15 protein-coding genes are annotated in these 23,299 nt (G+C 55.8%); 2 read left to right on the top strand and 13 right to left on the bottom strand.

The window, feature by feature from the left end; genetic code table 11:
• Positions 1 to 22 precede the first annotated feature (22 nt).
• The 6 genes from menE to menF form a co-directional block, all read right to left on the bottom strand.
• Complete coding sequence (gene menE / locus ACI2J2_RS01080) at positions 23 to 1,408, bottom strand: o-succinylbenzoate--CoA ligase (protein WP_404759226.1); 1,386 nt, start codon at positions 1,406 to 1,408, stop codon at positions 23 to 25.
• Positions 1,396 to 2,367: an o-succinylbenzoate synthase gene (gene menC / locus ACI2J2_RS01075; protein WP_209639050.1), complete on the bottom strand. Its 972-nt coding sequence runs from the start codon at positions 2,365 to 2,367 to the stop codon at positions 1,396 to 1,398. Before menC ends, menE begins: the two co-directional genes overlap by 13 nt.
• 11 nt (positions 2,368 to 2,378) lie before the next feature.
• Positions 2,379 to 3,236 (bottom strand): 1,4-dihydroxy-2-naphthoyl-CoA synthase, encoded by an 858-nt coding sequence (gene menB / locus ACI2J2_RS01070; RefSeq protein ID WP_037420936.1) that lies wholly within the window; start codon positions 3,234 to 3,236, stop codon positions 2,379 to 2,381.
• Between the two features lie 11 nt (positions 3,237 to 3,247).
• Complete coding sequence (menH, locus tag ACI2J2_RS01065) at positions 3,248 to 4,015, bottom strand: 2-succinyl-6-hydroxy-2,4-cyclohexadiene-1-carboxylate synthase (protein WP_209638959.1); 768 nt, start codon at positions 4,013 to 4,015, stop codon at positions 3,248 to 3,250.
• Positions 4,015 to 5,688, bottom strand: coding sequence for a 2-succinyl-5-enolpyruvyl-6-hydroxy-3-cyclohexene-1-carboxylic-acid synthase (gene menD / locus ACI2J2_RS01060; RefSeq protein WP_404759225.1), 1,674 nt, complete (start codon positions 5,686 to 5,688; stop codon positions 4,015 to 4,017). The genes menH and menD overlap by 1 nt, the downstream gene beginning before the upstream one ends.
• Before the next feature lie 252 nt (positions 5,689 to 5,940).
• Entirely contained in the window at positions 5,941 to 7,233 is a 1,293-nt protein-coding gene (gene menF, locus ACI2J2_RS01055; RefSeq protein WP_265555710.1) for an isochorismate synthase MenF, read from the bottom strand.
• A 288-nt stretch (positions 7,234 to 7,521) separates the two neighbouring features.
• Between menF and ACI2J2_RS01050 the strand changes: the two genes are divergently transcribed.
• Positions 7,522 to 16,164 (top strand): GH36-type glycosyl hydrolase domain-containing protein, encoded by an 8,643-nt coding sequence (locus ACI2J2_RS01050; protein WP_404759224.1) that lies wholly within the window; start codon positions 7,522 to 7,524, stop codon positions 16,162 to 16,164.
• Between the two features lie 44 nt (positions 16,165 to 16,208).
• Here the strand turns inward: ACI2J2_RS01050 and elaB are convergent, their stop codons facing one another.
• From elaB to idnO, 3 genes are all read right to left on the bottom strand, one after another.
• Positions 16,209 to 16,520 (bottom strand): stress response protein ElaB, encoded by a 312-nt coding sequence (elaB, locus tag ACI2J2_RS01045; RefSeq protein WP_209638951.1) that lies wholly within the window; start codon positions 16,518 to 16,520, stop codon positions 16,209 to 16,211.
• An 86-nt stretch (positions 16,521 to 16,606) separates the two neighbouring features.
• Positions 16,607 to 17,638 carry an L-idonate 5-dehydrogenase gene (idnD, locus tag ACI2J2_RS01040; protein ID WP_404760260.1) on the bottom strand — a complete coding sequence of 344 codons (1,032 nt, stop codon included), beginning with the start codon at positions 17,636 to 17,638 and terminating at the stop codon, positions 16,607 to 16,609.
• Positions 17,639 to 17,662: 24 nt separating this feature from the next.
• Positions 17,663 to 18,427 (bottom strand): gluconate 5-dehydrogenase, encoded by a 765-nt coding sequence (gene idnO / locus ACI2J2_RS01035; protein ID WP_209638949.1) that lies wholly within the window; start codon positions 18,425 to 18,427, stop codon positions 17,663 to 17,665.
• Between the two features lie 268 nt (positions 18,428 to 18,695).
• On the opposite strand from idnO, the gene ACI2J2_RS01030 reads away from it, so the two are divergent.
• On the top strand, positions 18,696 to 19,679 hold the full coding sequence (locus ACI2J2_RS01030; protein WP_209638947.1) for a substrate-binding domain-containing protein: 984 nt from the start codon (positions 18,696 to 18,698) through the stop codon (positions 19,677 to 19,679).
• Position 19,680: 1 nt separating this feature from the next.
• Here ACI2J2_RS01030 and ACI2J2_RS01025 read toward each other — a convergent pair whose 3' ends face one another.
• The 4 genes from ACI2J2_RS01025 to ACI2J2_RS01010 all read right to left on the bottom strand — a co-directional run bounded on the left by ACI2J2_RS01025 (position 19,681) and on the right by ACI2J2_RS01010 (position 23,226).
• Positions 19,681 to 20,175 carry a DUF1097 domain-containing protein gene (locus tag ACI2J2_RS01025; protein WP_209638945.1) on the bottom strand — a complete coding sequence of 165 codons (495 nt, stop codon included), beginning with the start codon at positions 20,173 to 20,175 and terminating at the stop codon, positions 19,681 to 19,683.
• A gap of 225 nt (positions 20,176 to 20,400) precedes the next feature.
• The gene (locus tag ACI2J2_RS01020) at positions 20,401 to 21,645 is read right to left on the bottom strand and encodes an MFS transporter (RefSeq protein ID WP_209638943.1); all 1,245 of its coding nucleotides are present in this window, start codon (positions 21,643 to 21,645) and stop codon (positions 20,401 to 20,403) included.
• 184 nt (positions 21,646 to 21,829) lie between these two features.
• Complete coding sequence (locus ACI2J2_RS01015; protein WP_404759223.1) at positions 21,830 to 22,693, bottom strand: DMT family transporter; 864 nt, start codon at positions 22,691 to 22,693, stop codon at positions 21,830 to 21,832.
• 104 nt (positions 22,694 to 22,797) lie between these two features.
• Positions 22,798 to 23,226, bottom strand: a complete 429-nt coding sequence (locus ACI2J2_RS01010; RefSeq protein WP_209638939.1) for a cupin domain-containing protein — start codon at positions 23,224 to 23,226, stop codon at positions 22,798 to 22,800.
• Positions 23,227 to 23,299 lie beyond the last annotated feature (73 nt).

The raw sequence follows: 23,299 nt of genomic DNA, 5'->3' as shown, positions 1-23,299 counted from the left end.
GCCGCCTTTCGGCGGCCTTTTCTTAGCGACCTGCTATCTGTTGCGCCACCCATTGTTGCAACTTCCGGCGCGATACTTTAATACCACTGCTTTTCAATTCGGTTGGCATCGCCAACAGCGCCATCGGCCGCTGGAAATTCACCAATCGCTCCTGCGACCAGGCCAGCAGCGCTTCCAACGACAGGGGCTCTTCGCTATCGATCACCGCCACCGGTCGTTGACCAAACTCAGCGTCATTCACAGGCACCACCACCACCATGGAAATCTGCGGGTGAGCCGACAACACGCGCTCAATATCCTCTGGCTGAACGCCTTCTCCACCACTGAAAAACAGATTGTCCAATCGCCCGAGGATCCGTAACTCACCCTGTTCCATCACGCCGCGATCGCGCGTATGGAACCAGCCTTGATCATCGGCAAGGGGCTGTAAGGTGCCGTGCTGCCAATATCCCCGCGCCAGACTCTGCGCACGGATCCAGACCTCTTCATTGACCAGCTTAATTTCCCGTCCTGCCAGCGGCACCCCAACGCCAGGTCGTGCATCAGCGCGTTTGGCACAGACGGTGGATGCAAGCTCGGTCAGACCATAACCACACCAGCAGCGAATGCCCAGCGCTTCCGCCTGTTCGGTCAGTTCTACCGGGATCATCGCGCCACCGAGCAGCACTTTTTTCAACGTCAGTGACGCTAAGGGTTGCGTCAGCAGGCGCCAAAGCTGAGTCGGCACCAGGGATGCATGTGTACATCCCGCTAACGCGTCAGCCAGCAGATGCATGTCGCGGACGACCAACCCACCACCGGCCGTCAACCAACGCCAGACAATGCCCTGACCGGAGACGTGAAACAACGGCAATGACAACAGCCAACGATCCTGAGCTTGGAAATCCATCAGCTGCAACACACCTTCGGCACTGGCAATATGCGCGGCATAGCTGTGCGCAGCCGCTTTTGGCGTGCCGCTGGAGCCGGAAGTCAACGTCAATGTCGCCAACCGCTGGGCGTCCCAGCGCGGCGGATTCAGCCAACGGTGCTCAGTCGAGGGTGGGTTTAAACGGATGACCTTTGCCGGTAATGTCGGCAAAAGATCTGGGCTGAAGGCAAAATCCATATCCAGATCGAGCAGCAGCGTTGTCAGCAGAGAATCTGGCAATGCCGGGTTGAGCGGCAACAACCGTGCACCACACTGTAACAGCGCCAGATAGGCTAACAGCAGTGGATAGCTGTTCTTGCCACATAGCGCAACGCCACAGCCAGGCTCAACGCCCTGATGCTGAAAGTCTGCCGCCAGTTTGTCCACCTGACGCCGCAACGCCAGCCAACTAAGCGGCTGATGACCGACCATCACCGCCGTGGCCTGCGGGCGTCGCTGCGCCCAATGCCGCCACGGCCAGTCGTTTAACTGTGCCATACACACTCCAACGCCTGCCGGTCCAGCAGTGGCAGCGTGCTGTCTGGCCAGCGCCGCAACAGTTGAGCCTGCATCAAATCAAGCGTGTCGAGACCGGGGACCGTGGCCGGTGTCAGCCAGTGCGCAATGCGTGCCAACTGCGTGAGCCCCAGACTCGATTCAATACTGGAGCTGATCACTGCCGTTAACCCTGCCGCATGCGCCTGTTCCACCAGCGCACGACAGCGTGCCAGACTGCCGACCAACGTCGGTTTAATCACGATCGCCGCCACGCCCGGCTCGGCCTCCACCACGAAGTCCGGCTCACGCACACTTTCATCCCAGGCGATGGCAATGCCGGTTGCCCGAGCGAAATCCCGTGATTCATCACGGGTTTTGCAAGGTTCTTCAAGGAAGGCAATGCGTTCGCGCAGAGCCGGAGCCACATATTTAGCGAACCCATCCGCCTTGACCCGCGTCCAACTGCGGTTGGCGTCCAGCCGCAGCCTGAGATCCGGCAGCGCCTCCAACAGCACGTTAACGATCATACCGTCACGTACTGCCTCATATAGCCCGACCTTCACCTTCGCCACCTTCTCGCCCGGTAAAGCCGTCAGCACCGCAAACAATTCATCGGGATCGCCCGAACACAACGGTGCTTTGCGGTAGTCAGCCTGCAGCGGCAGCCGCTGTTCCAGCTCCGCCAGCGCACAGCTTGTGCCAAATGCCACCGAGGGTAACAGGCTGTCTGGCGGTAATACTCCGGCCTGCCAACACTGTACCCAGTTCAGCGTGTCTTGCTCGGCTTGCGCCAGCGTTTCCTGGCTAAATTCCGGCAAGGGTGCGATCTCCCCCCAGCCTTCCTGCTCACCTTGTTGCAGATGGATCAGTAAACCGTCACGAGTTTTCAACCGCTGGTTGCGCAGCACCACGCCAGCGTCCATCGGCAGGCTGTAACGGTAAACAGCGGCGTTACGGATAGGGGAAATCATTACGGATTGCGCTTGAATTTGCTGAAGTCCGGCTGACGCTTTTCGTTAAATGCGTTGCGCCCTTCCTGGCCTTCATCAGTCATGTAGAACAGCATGGTGGCATTCCCCGCCAGCTCTTGCAGACCAGCCTGTCCATCACAGTCGGCATTCAAGGCCGCTTTCAGACAACGCAGCGCCATCGGGCTGTTTTGCAGCATTTCACGACACCAGCGTACGGTTTCTTTTTCCAGGTCTGCCAACGGCACTACGGTATTGACCAGGCCCATATCCAGGGCGGCTGCGGCATCATACTGGCGGCACAAGAACCAAATCTCACGCGCCTTCTTCTGGCCAACAATGCGCGCCATATAAGACGCCCCCCACCCACCGTCGAACGAGCCCACTTTCGGGCCGGTCTGGCCGAAAATAGCATTGTCTGCGGCGATGGTCAGATCGCACATCATATGCAGTACATGACCGCCACCGATCGAATAACCGGCCACCATTGCCACAACCGGTTTCGGGCAAGTGCGGATCTGGCGCTGGAAATCAAGCACGTTCAGGTGATGCACACCGCTGTCGTCTTGGTAGCCGCCGTAGTCACCGCGCACTTTCTGGTCACCACCGGAGCAGAAGGCTTTGTCGCCCGCACCGGTCAGGATAATGGTACCGATGCCGTCGTCATAACGCGCGTTGGATAGCGCCTCAATCATCTCTTTTACCGTGTGCGGTCGGAACGCATTACGCACCTGTGGACGGTTGATGGTGATTTTAGCAATGCCGTCGCTGGACTTGTGATACAGGATGTCTTCGAAATCACCGGAGCAATCCTGCCAGTCGATGGCGGCATACAGTTGTTCTTCATTCGGATAGAGCATGTTCTGTTCCTTTAACCAGGGTTAACGAGAAAGTCGTGCAGCTCAGCGGCGAAATCCTGCGGATTGGCCAGATGCGAGTTATGCCCGGCCTGTGGCACGATGCGTAACGGCAATTCAGCGTCGCGCGCCAGCTGTTGAAATTTGTGATCATCCGCGCCACACAGCACCACCAGCGGGACCGTCAGTTGCTGCAATTGCGGTACCAGGTAAGGCTGCTTACCCAGCGATGTGGCCTCCAGCATGTCCGCGACCGCTGGGCCGGAATTATCAGACCGGGCGTCTATCAGCGCAGTACGGTGCACCGCACTGAGATTGGCGAAAACGGGCTGTTGATACCAGTCAGCCAGAACCTGTGCGATAGGTTCGCGACGAAAACGCTCGGCCCAGGCAGCATCATGTGCCAAGCGTTGAGCTCGCAGCGCAGTGTCAGCCAGCCCTGGGTTGCCGCCTTCAATAACCACACCCTGAAGGCCGGTAGTTTCCCCGTAGCACGCGTGATACATGGCAATGCGCCCGCCGAGTGAATAGCCCACCAGCCAATAGCGCTCGATACCATGCATCTGCAAGGTTGCGCTGATCTGCGCACTGATATCGTCAAAGCTGTTACAGGCCACCGCGACGGAGTCTCCGTGGCCGGGTAAGTCGATCGCCAGTGATGGCCACTCAGGGCAGCGAGAGGCAATCACCCGCCATTCATTATTGTTGCCCAACATGCCGTGCAGCCAGATCAACCATGGGCGATCGGCCTCGCCCTGTTGCAATACCTTTGTTGCCAGCATTATTGCTCCGCCATCAATTGCACCAGATGCTGAAGTGTTTGCGCACCATCGCTCGGTGGCACCTGCAGTTCAATCAGCGTAGCACCGCTGTGGCGCCAGCCCTGCTCCACCGCTTGCAGCAACTGCCCCCAGTTTTCCGGACAGGCGTAAGCGAGGTGGAACATTGCCGCCGCATGGCTGAACTCGACATCCTGCGGCATACAGTAAAACCGCTCTCGATCTTCTTCCGGCGTGGGCAGCAGTGAGAAAATTTGGCCGCCATTGTTGTTGACCACAATCAACACCGTCGGCGCAGAACATTGACGCAGCAGCGCCAACGCATTCAGGTCGTACAGCGCGGACAGATCACCGACCACGGCCAGCGTTGGTTTGGCGGTCGCCCGTTGTACCCCTGCGGCGGTAGAAATCAGCCCGTCAATGCCACTGGCACCGCGATTGCTAAATACCGGGTAACCGGCCGGCAAGCGGGTCAGCGCATCAATCAGCCGGACAATCAGGCTATTGCCGAGAAACAGTTGGCCATTTTCCGGTAACAACTCTGGTAAACGGTGCGCCAACTGCGCTTCACCAAAGCGGTTGACCAAGTGGCCGGAAACGGCATCCAATGCCTTGTCTGCCAGCGCCGTCAGCTCATCAGCCCACGGGGAACGCGGCTGCGCCGGATGCAGCTCAAGCCACTGCGCCACGCTGGAACGGATCCTGCGGCCACGGTGATGTGCCGGATCGAGCCGTCCCGGTAAATCGTCGATCAGCCAATACTCCGCCGGTCGGCATTGTTCCTGCCACTGCAATAGACGTTTGCCGGTCAGGCTACTACCGAACTGCACCACCAGCTGCGCTTCGGCCAACACTTTCTGCGCTTGCGGCTGAGCCAGCCACAAATCGGCGCAGGGCAGTGGTTGCCCGGTTTGAGACAGCACGTCACCGATCAGCGGCCAACCGAGCATCTCTGCCCATTGTGCCAGCTGCTCGCCCTCTTCCGCGCTCATACGCCCAGCCACCACCACGCCACGTTTTTGCCGCCAGAAGAACCAGTCCGGCTGCTTGAGCACCACGTGTGGATCCACTTCTCTCAGCCAGGGTTGGCTGTCTTGCCACCAGTCACCGAGCGCCGCGGACCAATCCGCATACTGTTGCTCATCACCGCCATACAGGGGTTCGGCAAACGGGCAATTAATGTGCAATGCACCGTGCTGCAAACGTGCCATTGCGCTGTCGACAGTAGACACTAACCAACGGGCGGGAATGTCAGGCGTCGGGCGGGGCAAATCGATATTCAGCGACGGGTGGCTGGCATACAGGCCGTTTTGGCGGATCGCCTGATTGGCGCCGCAGTTGATCAACTCAGGGGGGCGGTCAGCGGTAAGAAACACCAGCCGCTCGCCAGTCAGGCCGGCTTCGATCAGGGAAGGATAAAGGTTGGCGGCTGCGGTCCCGGAGGTCACAATCACCGCGACCGGTTCCCGTGACGCCTTGGCCAGACCAAGCGCCAAATGGCCCAGCCCGCGCTCATCAAAATGGGTATGGCAGATAAAAGACTTGTTAGCCGCCGCAGCCAGCGTCAACGGTGTCGAGCGCGATCCCGGAGCGATACAGACATGCCGCACCCCATGGCGAGCCAGCGCTTCCAACAGCAACGCCGCCCACCGGCGATTAAAAACACTTGTCGACATAATTCGCTCACAAGTCGGTTAACAGAATCTGCCTTTGGCGCGTGCCGATTGGCAGCATGCCAAAAATGATGTTCTGCATTATATGAGTAGTTATCTTTACGACTTTTGCGCCAGCGCAAAAACGCCGTATATCCCGGTGACTTTATGGTAGACAATCAATTGATTTAGAACAAAAAATAAACACAAAAATCACAAGCAGTTTACACTCCCGGCAGCATCCACTCAATAAATCCGGATCATAAGCAGGGAAATTCAGCTCAACGCATCGGGTTGCAATAGCGTCAGCAGTCCGGCGGCCTTGTTTTCGATTTCTTGCCATTCTTCTGCCGGATCGGAACCTGCCACAATGCCGGCACCGGCATACAGACGTAAGGCTTTCTCATCGACTTGTGCACAGCGCAGCGCCACGCAAAATTCACTGCGGGGAAAGGACAGGTAGCCGGCAGAACCGGCATACCAACCACGGGGAAAAGGTTCATGTTGCAGGATAAACTCACGTGCAGCCTGGCGTGGTAAGCCAGCCACCGCGGCCGTTGGCTGCAAGCGTTGCAGGCAATCGGCGTCGCTACTGTGGTTGAGACGGCCTTCAATACGCCGCCGCAGGTGTTGCACCTTACGTAAACGCACCACTTCAGGCGGCAAGACATCCACCGCGTCGGCACCGCCTTGCAAGCGCTGGCAGATATCATCTACCACCAGTAAATTTTCATGCTGATTCTTACCGTCTTGCAGCAACCACTGCGCTAATGCCTGCGCCTGTTGCCGATCGGGGTGATTGGCCACCGTACCTGCCAGCGCCTCAGTCAGCAAAAGGCGCCCTTCGCGCCGATACAGTCTTTCCGGGCTAGAGCCAAGGAATGCGCGGCGTGCATCAAACCGCAACATATAATGGTAGCAACGGTGATTCACCTGCCGGCTGGCATCCATCATTGCCGGAGCAGACAGCGGGCTATCCAGCGTTAATAGCGTGCTGCGTGCTAACACCACCTTTTCCATCTGCTGACTGTCGATGGCCTGTAACGCTTCATGCAACATCGCTTCCCAGCCGGCGCGTTCCGGCTGATGCCGAACCTGATCCACCTGCACTTTTAAGGGTGTGATGGGCACGGCTGCTAGCAGTTGATCCAGCCACTGGCTGGCCAACGCCGCATCGTCACGCAGCGCGTTCTCAGAAAACAGATTGAGCGTTAAGTGCGCATCCTCGCCACCATTCCATATTTCCAGCCGAGGCAAAAATAAATACGCAGCGCCATCAAAAGCGTTCAGCCCCCATACGCGTGCGTTCTGATGGGTTCTGAGAAAACTTTGCGCTTGCTGAGGCTGGGTGAACTGAAGCACTGCACCGCACACCGCGGCTTCTTCATGCCCATCGCGATGGCGCCAATAAAACTGCGGGAATGCCGGCTGTGCCGCCAGCCACTCCAGCAAGTGGTTGGCCAACGGCGCCGGAACAGGAAGTGAACGTTGCTGGAAACCGCCATCAGCAGGTACATCGTGTTCAAGCTGCTGGCGTAAGCGTCCTAACAATGCAGAGAGTTGTTCCACAGCGACCTCAATAACCAAACCTAATGTAGGGAATTATACGGTAAATCAGCGCAGAGCGGCGGAAAAATCGTGTCGTTGGGTCATCGGTAACAACACCTTATTGTTTATTAAAATTAAACAATTAGCTTAAAAAACGCCCAGCAAGATATTAACCGACTATACTAAGTGAGCATATCCCTGCCTGTTGCGAACCCTCGCCAAATCTAAAAATCGGCTTTAATGGGATGTTCACAATCTCCAAGCGATTTTTTCCGGCTGCCTTTTTGGTCAGATGTAAGGAGCTTTTTTGTGAAAGAAATACTAATCAATTGGTTGAAAAAACAACGCAGAATAACCAAAGTCAAACCTTTGCCCCTACGCCGCAGTAAAGGGGAGCCTGAACCGACCGGTGGAACGATCAAGGCCGAACTGTTTTCTGTCGATCAAATGGAGCGCTACGGCCAGCGTCTGGCACGCTCGCACAAGCTGGCAACGCGTAAAACACCTTACTATTTGCTGAAGCGTCTGGACGATAACGAGCGAATTCTGGCAGAAAGCTGCCACCAACTCAGCAACGGCAAAAAAGCCAGCATGACACCCGCGGGTGAATGGTTGCTGGATAACTACTATCTGATCGAAGAACAAATCCGTGTCGTGCGTCATCATTTGCCAAAAACCTTTGGCCGTGGACTGCCACAGCTGGGCCCACCGCATAATTGCCCGCGTATTTATGACGTCGCTGCCGAGGCGATTACGCACGGTGACGGCCGGTGGGATGCGGAGAGCCTCACCCGTTATATTGCCGCTTACCAAAAAGAAGTTAACCTGACGTTGGGCGAACTCTGGGCACTGCCCGGTATGTTGCGCTTGGCGTTAATCGAAAACCTGCGACGCGTCAGCGTGGAAGTTGCACAGGCACAACGCGAACGCAATTTAGCCGACGCCTGGGTCACGAAAATGCTGGAATCGGCAGAGAACGACCCGGCCAACCTGATCATCGTGATCGCCGACATGGCACGCTCCAATCCCCCTCGTACCAGCGCCTTTGTTGCCGAGCTGGTACGTCGCCTGCAAGGCCATGGCACCATGCTGGCATTGCCGCTTACCTGGGTAGAACAGCGTCTGGCGGAAGTCGGTCTGACCTCTGATGAACTCATCCATCGCTTTAACCAGCAGTTGGCGGTTAGCCAACTGTCGGTCAGCAACAGTATTTCCGGCCTGCGTCAGCTCAGCGAAATGGACTGGGCAGAGTTTGTCGAAACCATGAGTCAGGTCGAGCAAACCCTGCGTGAAGATCCCTCCGGGGTTTACCCCTTAATGCACTTCAACACGCGCGATAACTACCGCCACGTGATTGAAATGCTGGCGCGCCACTGTCCGCACAATGAGGTACAGGTTGCCCAGCACGTGCTCAACATGGCGCGCGTCGCGGCCGAAGATCCCTCCGGCGATCCGCGCCGTAACCACATCGGCTACTACCTGATTGATGATGGCCGCCCAGAGCTGGAACAACAGCTTGATGTACACATTGGGCGCATTACCCAACTGCGCCATACGTTGAATCAGGCCCCGCTGCTTTCCTGGCTCGGTAGCCTGAGCCTAATCACCACCGCGTGCTGTGCGGAACTGCTGCGCCATGCCTATAGCACCGGCATCAGTTGGGGGTTGGTCCTGCTGTTTTTCCCGATGGCCATCGTTGTCAGCCAATTTGTACTCAATCTGCTCAGTGAGGTCACGACCCGTAGTCGTACACCACAGCCACTACCGAGACTCGACTTCTCCTGTGGCATTCCCGCCGAGTTCCGAACCCTGGTGGTAATACCGACGCTGATCGGCAGTAAAAACGACGTTGATAAGCTGATCAATACGCTTGAGGTCTGTTATCTGGGCAACGCGATGAAGCATCTGCACTTTGCCCTGCTCACCGACTTCAACGATGCCCCCCACCAGCACCATACTGAGGATGCGGCCTTACTGGATTATGCCTGCCAACAGATGAAAGCGCTGAACGGACGCTACCCTTGTGAAGGCCCAAGCCACTTTTTCCTGTTCCACCGCGATCGCCAATGGAATGAAAAACAAGGCGTCTGGATGGGGCTTGAACGTAAGCGCGGCAAACTGAATGCCCTGAATAACTGGCTGCGTAACCGGGAAAACGCCTTCAGCACCCTGGTGGGTGACGGCCGTGAGGTTCTGAAAAACGTCAAATACGTCATTACGCTGGACAGCGATACCGTTCTGCCACGCGAAAGCGCCCACCAATTAATCGCCGCCATGGCACACCCGCTCAATCAGCCCCAGTATGATATGAACCAGCAACGGGTGGTGGAAGGTTACGCCATCTTGCAACCTCGTATGGCCGAGGAAATCCCGAGCTACGGCCAGGGACGCTATGCCGCACTGTGCAGCAGCACGCCGGGCAATGATCCTTATACGCTGATGGCGTCGGATATCTATCAGGATCTGTTTGGCGAAGGTTCATTTATCGGCAAAGGCATCTATGACGTCGATGTGTTCTCGCACAGCATGAAAGGGACCTGTCCAGCGAATTTGGTGCTCAGCCACGATCTGCTGGAAGGGTGCTATGCCCGTTCCGGCCTGTTGAGCGACGTGCTGCTGTATGAACAATACCCCAGTAATTATCTGGTGGACGTTGCACGTCGTACGCGCTGGATCCGCGGTGACTGGCAATTACTCAACTGGTTACTGCCACGGGTGAAAACAGAAGACGGCACGCGCACCGCCAACCCTCTGAGTACCCTGTCACGCTGGAAACTGTTTGATAACCTGCGCCGCAGCCTGACGGCCCCCAGCCTGCTATTACTGCTGTTTTGCGGCTTCGTTTGGTTGCCCAACACCCCTTACTGGTTGGCGGTATTCGCCATTATTCTGCTGCTGCCGACCCTGCTGGGACTGGTGCAAGATATCGTACGTAAGCCCCCCCGCAGGCCGCTGCTAAAGCATATACTGCTAGTACTGAACGGCTCACTCCACCGTCTGTCGCAGATCGGTCTACGATTGGCAACGCTGCCGCATGAAACGCTGTACAGCCTCAACGCCATCGCCATTACCTTGTGGCGGTTGCTGATCACTAAACGCAACCTGCAGGAATGGACCAGCTACGATCAATCCAAAGCCCGTCAGCAGGTCACGTTGGAAAACTTCTACCGCGCCATGTGGATCAACCCGTTAGCCGGGCTGGCGCTGCTGATTTTCACCCTCATGCATAACCCAATGGCGCTGTTTATTACACTGCCCATCACCAGCTTGTGGATCCTGGCGCCATTCCTGCTGTATTACCTCAGCCAAGAGCCTCAGCGCAGTAAAACCGCCATTAACGATGAACAACGGCGGTTCCTGCGCCACACCAGTCGACAGACCTGGGACTTCTTCAATACCTTCGTCAATCAGCAAGAAAACTGGCTGCCGCCGGATAACTATCAGGAGATACCGGAACCGGTGGTGGCGCACCGCACCTCACCGACCAATATCGGGCTATCGTTGCTGGCCAATATCACCGCCTACGACTTTGGCTATCTGACACTCAGTGAAGCGCTGCGGCGTATTGAACTCACGCTCGATACGCTGGACCGCATGGAACACTACCGCGGACACCTCTACAACTGGTATGACACCCGCACATTGGAGCCGCTAAACCCGCGCTATATCTCCAGCGTCGATAGCGGCAACCTGGCAGGCCATCTGTTAACGCTCAGCGCCGGCCTGCCCGCGCTGGCCCACCAACCCTTCATTGAACCGCAACGGGTTCTGGACGGGCTCGGCGACAGCCTGCAACTGCTGGAACAGCACTGGGGCGACGCCGCACCAAAGAACCTGTCAAAACTGCGTAACCACTGGGAACAGGCTCATCACAGCCACCCTGCCGCCCTGTTAGCCGAACTGAATGCAATGCGCAATTACAGTAACGGCCTGCAAGAGCCGGCGCTAAACCATGGCGATGAAACCCGACGTTGGGCCGGCGCACTGCACCAGCAACTTAATGAGCTCTGCGCCGAGTGGGCGCAATGGTTCGGCTGGCTGAGCGACAACGTATCTGAATTGGAAACAGTCCCCAGCCTGCATTGGCTGGCGAATCCCCCCTCGTCATTGACGCTGTCGGTGGAGCAACGGAGTCAACTTGATGCGGTCAGCATCCAGGCACAAGAAAAGCTGACGCAATTGGACAGCCTGCAACAGCGGCTGGAAAAAATGGCGCAGATGGACTTCCACTTCCTGTATGACGAATCGACCCATTTGCTGACCGTCGGCTTTAACTGCGATCAAAACCGGATGGACAGCAGTAAATACGACCTGCTGGCATCGGAAATCCGGCTGACCAATTACGTCGCCATCGCTACCAACCAAGTCCCTCAACGCAGTTGGTTTGCACTTGGCCGTCTGTTTACCCTGATCGAAAATGAACCGGCGCTGATGTCATGGAGCGGTTCAATGTTTGAATACTTGATGCCGCAATTGGTGATGCCCGCGTACCCCGATTCGCTCTTGGTACAAATGTGCCGTGCTGCGGTAGACAGACAAATTGCCTGGGGCAAAGAACGCGGCGTCCCTTGGGGTATTTCCGAGTCCGGCTACTTTGGTTTCGATGCCGATCAAAATTACCAATACCATGCTTTTGGCGTACCCGGTTTGGGCCTGAGACGCGGTCTGGGTGACGACATGGTGGTCGCCCCTTATGCGACGGTGATGGCATTGATTGTCGACCCGGATGCGGCCTGCAATAACCTGGTCACGCTGGAAAAAAATGGTGCCAAAGGCCGCTACGGTTTTTACGAAGCGCTGGATTACACCACCGCACGCCTCAGCCGCGGTCAACTGTACGTAATTATCCGTTCCTATATGGCGCACCATCAGGGCATGAGTTTCCTGGCCCTGTCGCACCTGTTGCTGGATGCGCCGATGGTGGCGCGTTTCGCCGACTACCCGGCCTTCCAATCAGCACGTTTGTTACTGCAAGAACGGGTGCCGGATGCCGTCGAGTTGTACAGCACGCGTCGCCACTTTGAGACCCATGAGGGCACCATTACCCCAGCCAGCTTCGTAGCGCGTGAATTTAACCGGGTGGACTCACCAATCCCGGAAGTGCAGCTGCTGTCCAACGCCAACTACCACCTGATGCTCACCCAGGCTGGTGGCAGTTACAGCCGCTGGCAGAACCTCGCGCTCACCCGTTGGCGCGAAGATGCTACCTGCGATAACTGGGGCGCCTTCTGCTACCTGCGCGATCCGCAAACCGGTGAAGTCTGGAGCAATACCTGGCAACCCATCGGTGGCGCCGCCAAGGGGTACAGCGCCGTATTCAACGATGCCGGGGCCGAGTTCCAGCGCCAACAGGGTGCGCTGACGGTAAAAACCCAGGTGGTGGTATCACCGGAAGATGATATTGAACTGCGGCGCGTGACGCTGATAAATCGCGGCAAACAACCACGCACCATCGAAATCACCAGCTATGCGGAAGTGGTGCTGGCACCGGCAAGCAACGATCTGGCTCATCCGGCATTCAGTAACCTGTTCGTGCAGACCGAATTGCTGCCGGAGCAGGATGCTATTTTGTGCCATCGTCGCCCGCGCGAACCCAAAGAGAAATGCCCGTGGTTGCTGCATATGATGACGGTACAGGGCCGTTCCAGCCAAACATCCTTTGAAACCGACCGTGCCAAATTTATCGGCCGCGGGCGCACGCCCACCAATCCGCAGGCGTTGTATCAAAATGCGCCGCTCAGTAACAGTGCCGGGCCGGTCATTGACCCGATCATCGCTATCCGTCAGCGCGTGGTGCTGGAACCGAACGTACCTCTCACGCTGGATATCTTCTATGGCGTCAGTGAAGACCGCGCCAGTGGAATGGTCATGCTGGAAAAATACCGCGATCGCCATCTGGCAGATCGTGTATTTGAACTCGCGTGGTCGCATAGCCAGGTGGTCCTGCGCCAGTTGAACGCCAATGAAGAGGACGCCAATCTGTTTAATCGCTTGGCGGGCGCAGTGGTCTTCCCGGCGCAAGAAATGCGGGCCGCCGGCAGTGAAATCATTAACAACCGCCGCGGCCAATCGGGACTGTGGGGCCACTCTATCTCCGGCGATCTGCCGATAGTCCTGCTTACGGTGACCGACAGCGAGAACATCGAACTGGTACGGCAACTGATCCAAGCCCACAACTATTGGCGCTTGAAAGGGTTACAGGTCGATCTGGTGATCCTCAATGAAGACGTCGGCGGCTACCGCCAGGATCTGCAAAACCAGATCATGGGCCTGATCGCCGCCGGTATGGAATCCACCCAAACAGATAAGCCCGGTGGCATCTTCGTGCGCACCAGCGAGCATATGGCACCGGAAGACCACCGGTTGTTGCTCAGCGTTGCGCGGATTTATCTCGACGATCGTCGCGGTGGATTAACGGAGCAACTCAACCAGCGTCTGCAAATGCCGCAGGTTCTGCAGCAACCTCTGTCGCCAGTCACCGCGTCGTCGAAACTGGCCACGGTGGACAATCTGCCGCGTAACCTGCATTCGCCACAGCTGCCCGCCATTGACGCGTTGCAGTTTTACAATGGTCTCGGCGGCTTCTCCGAGAATGGCCGCGAATATGTGATCGCAATGAACGAAAGTAAGATCACGCCCGCCCCTTGGTCGAACGTGATCGCTAATCCGATGTTCGGCACCGTTGTCTCGGAAAGTGGTCAGGCCTACACCTGGTACGAAAACGCCCATGAATACCGCCTGACCCCCTGGGATAACGACCCTATCTGCGACCGCAGCGGGGAGGCCTTCTATCTGCGTGATGAAGAGAACGGGCACTTCTGGTCCCCCACACCACTGCCTGCCCGGGGCCGTGGGCACTACCTGACCCGCCACGGTTTCGGCTACAGCGTCTTTGACCACCGCGAAAACGGTATCGACAGTCAGTTCACCGTACTGGTGGCCAAAGATGCACCGGTCAAACTGTTCCTGCTAACCCTGACCAATACCTCGGGGCGCACGCGCAAGTTGTCGGCAACCGGCTACGTGGAATTTATTCTGGGTGATTTGCGGCAAAAATCGGCCATGCACATTGTCACACAGGCCGCATCGCCTGAAAGCGGCTGTGGCATCCTGGCCACCAACCATTACGGCAGCAGCGGTTCAGATCGCACCGCTTTCTTTGGTGTCACCGGCGTGCATTGTTCCATCAGTGGCGATCGGCGTGAATTTATCGGACGCAACGGTTCGCTGGCCAACCCGGTGGTGCTGAAACTGCGGCGACTGTCGGGCAAAGTGGGCGCAGCTATGGATCCCTGTGGGGCCGTTCAGTCGGCGCTCAGCCTGATCGATGGCGATCAACGCACTCTGGTGTTTGCCCTTGGGTTGGGGCAAAACGCCGATGAGGCTGAGGCCCTGTTGCAAAAATACCTGCGGGAAGACAACCTGCAAGATGAACTGCAACGCGTTACGGCACATTGGGACAGCATTCTCAACAAGGTGCAAATCGGGACGCCGCATCCCGCCGTCGACCTGCTGGCCAATGGTTGGTTACTGTACCAAACCCTCTCCTGCCGTATTCAGGCACGCAGCGGTTACTATCAGTCCGGCGGGGCCTTCGGTTTCCGCGACCAATTGCAAGACACGTTGGCGTTGACCCATGCGGCCCCAGAACGTCTGCGCGAACAGATCCTGCTGTGCGCTTCGCGCCAGTTTATCGAAGGCGACGTCCAACACTGGTGGCACCCGCCACAGGGCAATGGGGTGCGTACGCGCTGTTCGGATGACTACCTGTGGCTGCCGCTGGCCATTTGTCATTACCTGGATGCCACCGACGATCGGTCCATTCTCGATGAGTCCGTCGGCTATCTGGAGGCGCGCAAACTGGCTCCGGGTGAGGAATCCTCGTATGAGCAACCCGCGTCAAGCGCAATACAGGAAACCCTGTATCAGCACGGCGTACGGGCGTTAAAACACGGATTAACCTTCGGTGAGCACGGCCTGCCGCTGATGGGGGCGGGTGACTGGAACGATGGCATGAATATGGTGGGCCTGGAGGGGCGAGGTGAAAGCGTCTGGCTCGGTTTCTTCCTGTTCCATATCCTGCAGCGTTACGGCAACGTCGCTGCTGCGCGCAACGACAACGAACTGGCGGCACTCTGTCGACAACAGGCCGATACCTTGCGCGATAACCTGCGTGACCATGCCTGGGATGGCGAATGGTATCGTCGGGGCTACTTTGACAGTGGAGAGCCGCTAGGTTCTCAACAATCAACTGAGTGCCGCATCGACGCCATCGCCCAGAGCTGGTCTGTGTTGTCCGGTGCGGCGGATAAAACACGCAGCCTGCAGGCGATGCAATCGCTGGATAAACACCTGGTAGACAACCAAGCTGGCCTGATAAAACTGCTGACACCGCCATTCGATGGCAACGGCCCTAATCCGGGTTATATCCGCGGTTATCTGCCTGGCGTGCGGGAAAATGGCGGTCAGTATACCCACGGCGCGGTATGGGCGGTCATGGCCTTCGCCGAAATGGGCAATATCGAACGCGCCTGGGAACTGATGGCGCTCATCAACCCGATCAACCACAGCCTGGACAGCACCGCCGCCGAGCGCTACAAGGTTGAGCCTTACGTGGCGACCGCCGATATATACGCGGTCGCGCCGCACGTCGGTCGTGGCGGCTGGAGTTGGTATACCGGCTCTGCCGGTTGGATGTACCGGCTGATTGTCGAGTCACTGCTGGGATTGAAACGCCGTGGCAATCAGTTGTCCATCAACACCCGTCTGCCTGCGGACTGGCCACAGGTGACACTGAATTACCGGGAGGGTGGCAGCGAGTACCAGTTGATTATTCGGCAGGGAATGGGAACGACGCAGATCACCGTTGATGGTGAAGAACAGCCGGAGGCCATAATAACGCTGGTAGACGACGGGAAAATCCATCACGTGGACGTCATGCTGGGGCAGTAAAACCAAGGGCGCGGTGAATGACCGCGCCCAATATCTTTACGTCGTTATTTACGCGCCAACAACAGACCCAGCACCAATCCGACCGTCGCCCCAATGCCGACACTGTGCCATGGTTTTTCACGCACATAGCCGTCAGTGCGGCAAACCGCGTCCTTGGCACGCGCATAGTAGGATTCGGTAGAATCAGTCAGCCGTGACTTGACCTCACTCAACGCCTCTTCGGCATGGGCTTTAATGTCGATATAGGCCTGATCGGCGCGATCGCCGGAGTACTTCAACACTTCTTCCAGCGTGTCGCTCAGCATTCTCAGATCGTCGTCAAGCGTGGTTTGATCTGCATCCGTATTTCTCGCCATGTTAAGTTCTCCGTATTTAAAAAATGAAGCGGCCCTTAACTATAGACAAGGATAGCCGCTCCCCGCCATCAGACTATTGGCTAAAATTAGAACACCAGCTGGACCTTGGCGGCCAGGCGCTTATCGCCGGCGAATGCCAGAGCTTGTTCCAGTTGCTGATTGTTAAACTCAGCGGAAAGCAGCGGCAAGGGATTGATCGTCCCGTCGGACAGCCAGGCAACCGCGATATCAAACTCTTCAACAAAACGGAATGAGCCCAGTAAATTCAACTCTTTGGCGATCAGCTGCATCAGTGGAAAATCAGGGAAACTGCCGCCCATGCCCACTTGCACAACCGTCCCCTTGGCACGGGTGACCTCCAGACAGCGCAACAGGGATAACGGATGGCCGGAAACTTCAAACGCGATGTCAAAATAGCCTTTTTCCTGTTGGTAACGGCTAAAATCGTCATTGCTTGCATGCATGCAGATAGACGCCCCCATCTCACGGGCGATATCCAGGCAACGTGGGCTAAGATCGGCACAAACAATTTCGCTGGCGCCCAGTGCCTTCAATGCAGCCACCAGTAAGCACCCGATCGGCCCTACACCGGAAACAAACACCCTTTTGCCGTTTACCTCCCCTGGCTGTTTTGCGGCATGAATCGCGACGGCCAAAGGTTCAGCAAACACCATCACCTTCTCATCGCGATCGGCGTCAAAGGCAATGCACTGCGCACTATCAACCACTTTGTATTGGGTGAAGGCACCATCCACATGGGGAAAATACATGGCGCTGCCGAAGAAACGCATGTGGGTACACTGGTTTTGCTGGTTCGCCTGGCAATATTTGCACTGCCCGCAGGGTTTGCTGGGATTCAACGCCACCTTTTGGCCAACAGCCAGTCGCGCAGTATCACTGGCCACCACCTCACCAATCACCTCATGGCCAAGCACCATCGGCTGGCGCACTTGAAAGCTGCCAACCTTGCCTTCTTGGTAGTAATGCAGGTCTGACCCACAGATACCGCCACGCGTGATTTTCACCAGCGTGCCCGTCCCTTGGTATTCCACCTCCTGCTCCACCACTGCGACGTCATATTTGCCTTTAACCACGCAGGATTGGGTTTGAATTTTCATCATTATTTTCCATTAAGCAGGCGGTTATACCGCAGCGGACATGCCGCCATCGACAAACAGCAGGTGGCCATTAACAAAATCGGATGCCTTTGATGACAAGAATACGGCAGCACCAATCAATTCCTGCGGATCACCCCAGCGGGCAGCCGGAGTGCGTTTGGTCAGCCACGCGGTAAACTCCGCATTGTCCGCCAGCGCCTGGGTCATTTCCGTTTTGAAGTAGCCCGGAGCAATGCCATTTACCTGAATGTTATAGCGCGCCAGCTCTACACACATGCCGCGCGTCAACATTTTTACCGCCCCCTTTGACGCGGCATAGGGTGTAATGGTGTCACGGCCCAGTTCGCTCTGCATTGAGCCAATGTTGATGATTTTTCCGCTTTGGCGCTGCACCATATGGCGCGCCACGGCTTGCGAGACCATAAAGACCGCTTTTTGATTGACGGCAATAATCTCGTCCCACTCTTTTTCCGGGAACTCGGTAAACGGATGACGGCGCTGAATGCCCGCATTGTTGATCAGCACATCGATTCCACCGCACTCTGCCTCGATTTGCTCAATAGCAGCATGAATGGCCTGAGAGTCGGTCACGTCAAAGGCCGCGGCGTCGGCGCGGAAACCTTCGCGTCGCAACGCTTCAACCGCACGTTGCGCATTTTCCTGAGTGGTCGCATTGACCAGAATATGGGCACCATACTGCGCCAACCCACGAGCCAGCAGAAAGCCAATGCCCCGAGAAGCGCCGGTAATCAGTATTTTTTTATTATCCAGTGAAAACAAGTTGTTCATAACGCACCCCGGCCATGTCATTCAGAAAGAACAGGCGTCTATCTCAGCGGATCGCTGCCAGCAAAAATGTGATTGAGATCACTTAAAACAGTGTTACTAAAACCTGTTACCTTTAACGTGAAGCTACGCATTCCGCCGAGAAAACACATCAACATAGTTTATTGAAAAATATAGTTTTTATACTTTATGAGGCGGATTGTTATCGCCAGATCGATTTGTTAACATGACATCATGCGGGCTCTTTCCGCCCCCCAGCTAAGGCATCAGAATGAAGAACCAACGCGTCACGCTGCAGGATATTGCGCTGCTCGCCGGTGTGACAAAAATGACCGTCAGCCGCTATCTGCGCACGCCAGAAAAGGTGGCTGCAGAAACCGCCGCGAAAATTGCCCAAGTGATGAAAGAGGTTAATTTCACCGACAGCGATGAAGCGCGCTCAACGCAAAAACCGCGTATAGGCGTCCTGATCCCTTCGTTCAACAATCAGATTTTTGCCGACCTGTTAGCCGGTATCGAATCCATTACGCTGGAACACGGTTATCAGACCCTGGTGGTGAACTATGATTACAGCCGCCAACGAGAGGAAGAGCACATCGTCCAACTGCTGGCCTACCCCATCGCGGGGCTGATTCTGACAGATTCTGAGCACACATTACGGGCAGAGAAATACTTGGCGGCAGCAAAAATCCCGGTAGCGCAGGTGATGGATCTTGAAGCCCCGGAGGGGCGGATTGCCGTGGGGTTCGATAACTATCAGGCCGGTTATGACATGACAGAAGCGCTGCTTGCCAGCGGAAAACGTCAGGTGGTTTATTTTGGTGCCATGTCTGATGCCCGCGATAACAAGCGCTTTCAAGGCTATTGCCAGGCGATGGAAAACCAAGGGTTAGCGCCGCGTCAAATCACACCGCATCGGGTGTCGTCTGTCAGTGTGGGTTCCGATATGCTGGCGATGGCCCGTCAACTCTATCCTGATTTGGACGGTATCTTATGCACCAATGACGATCTGGCCGTTGGCGTGTTGCAGGCGTGTCTCCGGCTCGGGTTACAAGTTCCACAGGACGTCGCCCTATCAGGTTTTCACGGTTTGGATATCGGCAAAGCCACCACACCGGGCATCGCCAGCGTGATCACACCAAGGTTTGATATGGGTAAAGTCGCTACGGAGATCTTGCTCAAACGCATAAAAGGGCTACCCTGCATTGAGCGCGTGGACCTGCACTACCGCATTTCCCTCGGCGGTACCATTTGAATCAGCGGTTAACATTCTCGGTAACAACAGCGGTCGCTTTGGTTTTCTCATTGCGTGCCGCCAACCACAAGCCGCTGTTTTTCATCGCGTAACCGAACACCAGCCCAACCAGTAAAGACAGGGTCACCAACGGCCAGTCACCGCCACCAGCAAAGGTCGCGCAAGCGCCAATGAAGGTACCAGGCACGAACCCCAGCCACTGTTGCTTTGCCTGAATGCACATCAAAAAAGCCACCACGCCGGTCAGCAGATAACCGAGCATACTCCAGCCTGGAGCGAGCTCACTGCCGTGAATGATCGCCATAGCCCAAAAGACGCCGCTGCAACTGGTCAATGTGCTGATTAACAACCCTTTTAATCCCCCCTGCGGGCAGGCGAAATAGGCTGTGCAGCCGAGAAAACCGGCCCAGCTGATTAACCCCAGGCTCACCGCAACCCATCCCCAAACGCCAGAGAGGATCCCGGTAGTCAAAGCAATGGCAAAAATAACGTTCATAAACCGACCCGCTGAAAAGGAAGCGCGCAGTTTACGCGAAAATCGGCAAAAATATATGATGGGCATCACATAAAATATGTAATAAGAAACATGGTAATTACAGAACTGAGGAATTTGTCACAAAAAAAACCAGCGTGGCAAGCACGCTGGAAATGACACACAACAACACCAGGGAAATCGTTTACCAGATTCACTCACGCCCAAATGAGATCGGGCGCTGAAATCTCAGCGTGGGAAGCCCGCGCGGGTCACCATGAGGCTTAACATTAAGCACACCACGGCACTGACCAGGAATAACAGGTTGACCGCCAGATGCAAGCTGGCATGGTCGATCACTACCCCCAACAGGATAGGGATCCAGTTGGCGATATAAGCAATAACGTAAAACAGCGAAATCAGTCTTGCATGGCTTGCCTTCGGTGAAATCAGATTCACCAATGTGGCACTGCCGACAAAGATAGCCCCGTAGGCATAACCCGCAATCACCATACCGGCACTGGCCAGACCCAACGAATGAATCTGTATGGCTTCGGCGAACACCACGACTGACAACGCTTGCGCCAGGCAGCCAAACATCAGCGAGTGACGAGCATTAACGCGGCGGCTCAGAATCTGGCTAATACCGGCAATCACCAGATAAACCGCGATCACATACCCATAAACACCACGGCTATGCATACCCAACAGCTTTTCCGACACGCTTGGGCCAATCGCCAGAATGCTGGCAGCCACAGCCCAACAGATAAACAGCGCACCGGCACACAGGAAGAACTTGCCCCCTGTCGCTCGCAAGCCATCTCCCAGAGAACTCTTTTCCGTTTCGGCCCCTGTTTCTACGGCTCCATTCAGGGGGACAACCGGAGCAATAGCGGGCCATTTGAGCATCACACCTAACGCAGCGATTGCCGCCACCGCCATAATGATAATGAACGGCAATGAGGTGGTATGGAACCCAGTTTGTAACGCAACGCCGCTGAAAATCGGCCCTAATGCCAGACCGGTGGTAAAAGACAATGTCGCAATCAGCGCCGCATTTTTACCGCCGTCTTTCGGCCCAAAACGCACCAGCGCAATATTCGCGGCCCCGGTCAGGGCGCCGGTACCAATACCGGCCAGCAAACGCGCCATAAACATCATCAGGAACGAATCGGCCATCGAGAATAACAAGGCCCCCGCCAGTACCACCAGCAGCGCAGGAACAATCATGCTGCGCAGGTCCTTCACTTTGCCGGCCATATTGCCTACGCCGAACAATGAGATCAGCACACCCGCAGCATAGGCACCATAAATGACTGTCAGGCTGACCGAGCTTAATGCCAACTCATGTTGATAAAGCGGATAAAGCGGCGTCGGCGCACTGCTGTTGAGCAATGCAGACATTAATGCCAAGGCTAAAAACAATAAGATGGCAAAATGTGACTCGCCCGAATTCGCTTGAGCTGCTTTATCAACAGCCACCCCTTCAGACATTTTTCTCTCCCGAAACAATCTGGATAAACACTAAGCCCTGAAAACCAAACTCATCAGGAAACGCGTTTATCATACCGTTCGGGTATAACCGTAAAAATAGCCAAGAATGCATCATAGTGATTCATTAATGCATTCGCGCTGGCAATACTCGCTGGTCTTTATGAAAGAAACGGGCAGAAAGTGGTTACACCGCCTCCGCTTTTTGGACCTTCGCGGGAGCACGTTTCAAAATAGCCAGCGCACCAGAAAGGATAATCAATGCCATGCCCCCGGCGGCAATGTAAGACAGTTTTTCGCCGAACAGCACATAACCGAGCAACGTGGAAAAGATGATGGTGCTATAGGAAAGAATGCTAACAATGACCGCATTACCGCTGCCATAGGCGCGAGTCATGGTAATTTGCCCCAGGCTGCCGAATACGCCGATGGCACAGACACACAGTATCATCGCGCTATCCAACGCCGTGAACCCCACCACTGACGTCATTACGCCACCGACCAGCGTGCCCACCAGTGAGAAGTAAAATACCACTCGCAGTTCGGGTTCCCCGCTACGGACCAATTTGCCGACGTTAAAATAGGCCAATGCCGTGAGCAAGCCAGAAAACAGGCCGATCAGGGTCGCCGCATACTCGCCGTTCGGCGCGTCAGGGCGCAATAACACCAAAATACCGATGAATCCCAGCAGTACCGAGAACAACAGTTTTCCGGTTAACTGACCTTTGGAAATAACAAAGGCAATCGCCGATTGAAAAATCGGGTTGGTGTAACCCAGCGTAGTGGCGGTGGCGATCGGCAGATGGATCAATGAATAGAAACCGCAGTACATCGCCGCATTACCTATAGCCGCACGTTTCATATGCAGGCCCAGATGCTGGGTACGAAAACCCAGGTTTTTAATATGAATCAGCGCGGCAACGATCAGGACGTTAATGACGGAACGGTAAAAAATGATGTCGAAAAAGCCAACTTTGGCCGAAGCCAATTTGATGCTGGCCCCCATCAGCGCAAAGAACCCGCTGGCGACAACCATCCATAAAGCAACCATGATTTCCTCAGAATGCAGCCCAAACAGGCTGCAAAAAATAATCTATACCCGTAGATTCCAAGCTGCAGCCAGGTAAAGCGGCAACTTGAAAGACGACACCGGCATTATTCGGCGGCTTTTACCGTCAGCGGTTTATTGTCTGCGCAGGCAAAGAACACCAGCATTTCAGCACCTTTATCACCCGATACCCCCTGATGAACAATATCTACCGTGTCGGTAAAAGAGTCACCCTGTTTAAAGGTGTGCTTCACGCCGGTTTTCTTTACCGTCAGCGAGACGCTCCCCCCTGTCATATACACTGCGCTGATGCACGGATGAGTATGCCAGGCCAGCACCTTGTTCGGCTCAACGGTGACCTTCAACATGGTGATCTGCGGAGCGCCGGCAGGATAATGCTGATAGGGCGACCCCTCCCACGACGTCTCTGTTTTCAGAAGCGTTTCTTTGGTAATGCCTTCACCATGATCGTCAGCGGCCTGTGCATGGCCTTGAAATGCCATCATTAATACTGCCAGAAGTGTCAATTTATACATTGTTATCGCTCCATGACTACTGTGAGTAAAATAGAATGGCGTGATGCAAAGGACAAAATAATGACGGCTCCCA

It is taken from the genome of Serratia sp. NPDC087055 (assembly GCF_044900985.1).
In the GTDB taxonomy this organism is placed as follows: domain Bacteria; phylum Pseudomonadota; class Gammaproteobacteria; order Enterobacterales; family Enterobacteriaceae; genus Serratia.
Note: the sequence above shows the minus strand (reverse complement) of the source record. Positions and strands in the feature narration are given on the sequence as shown.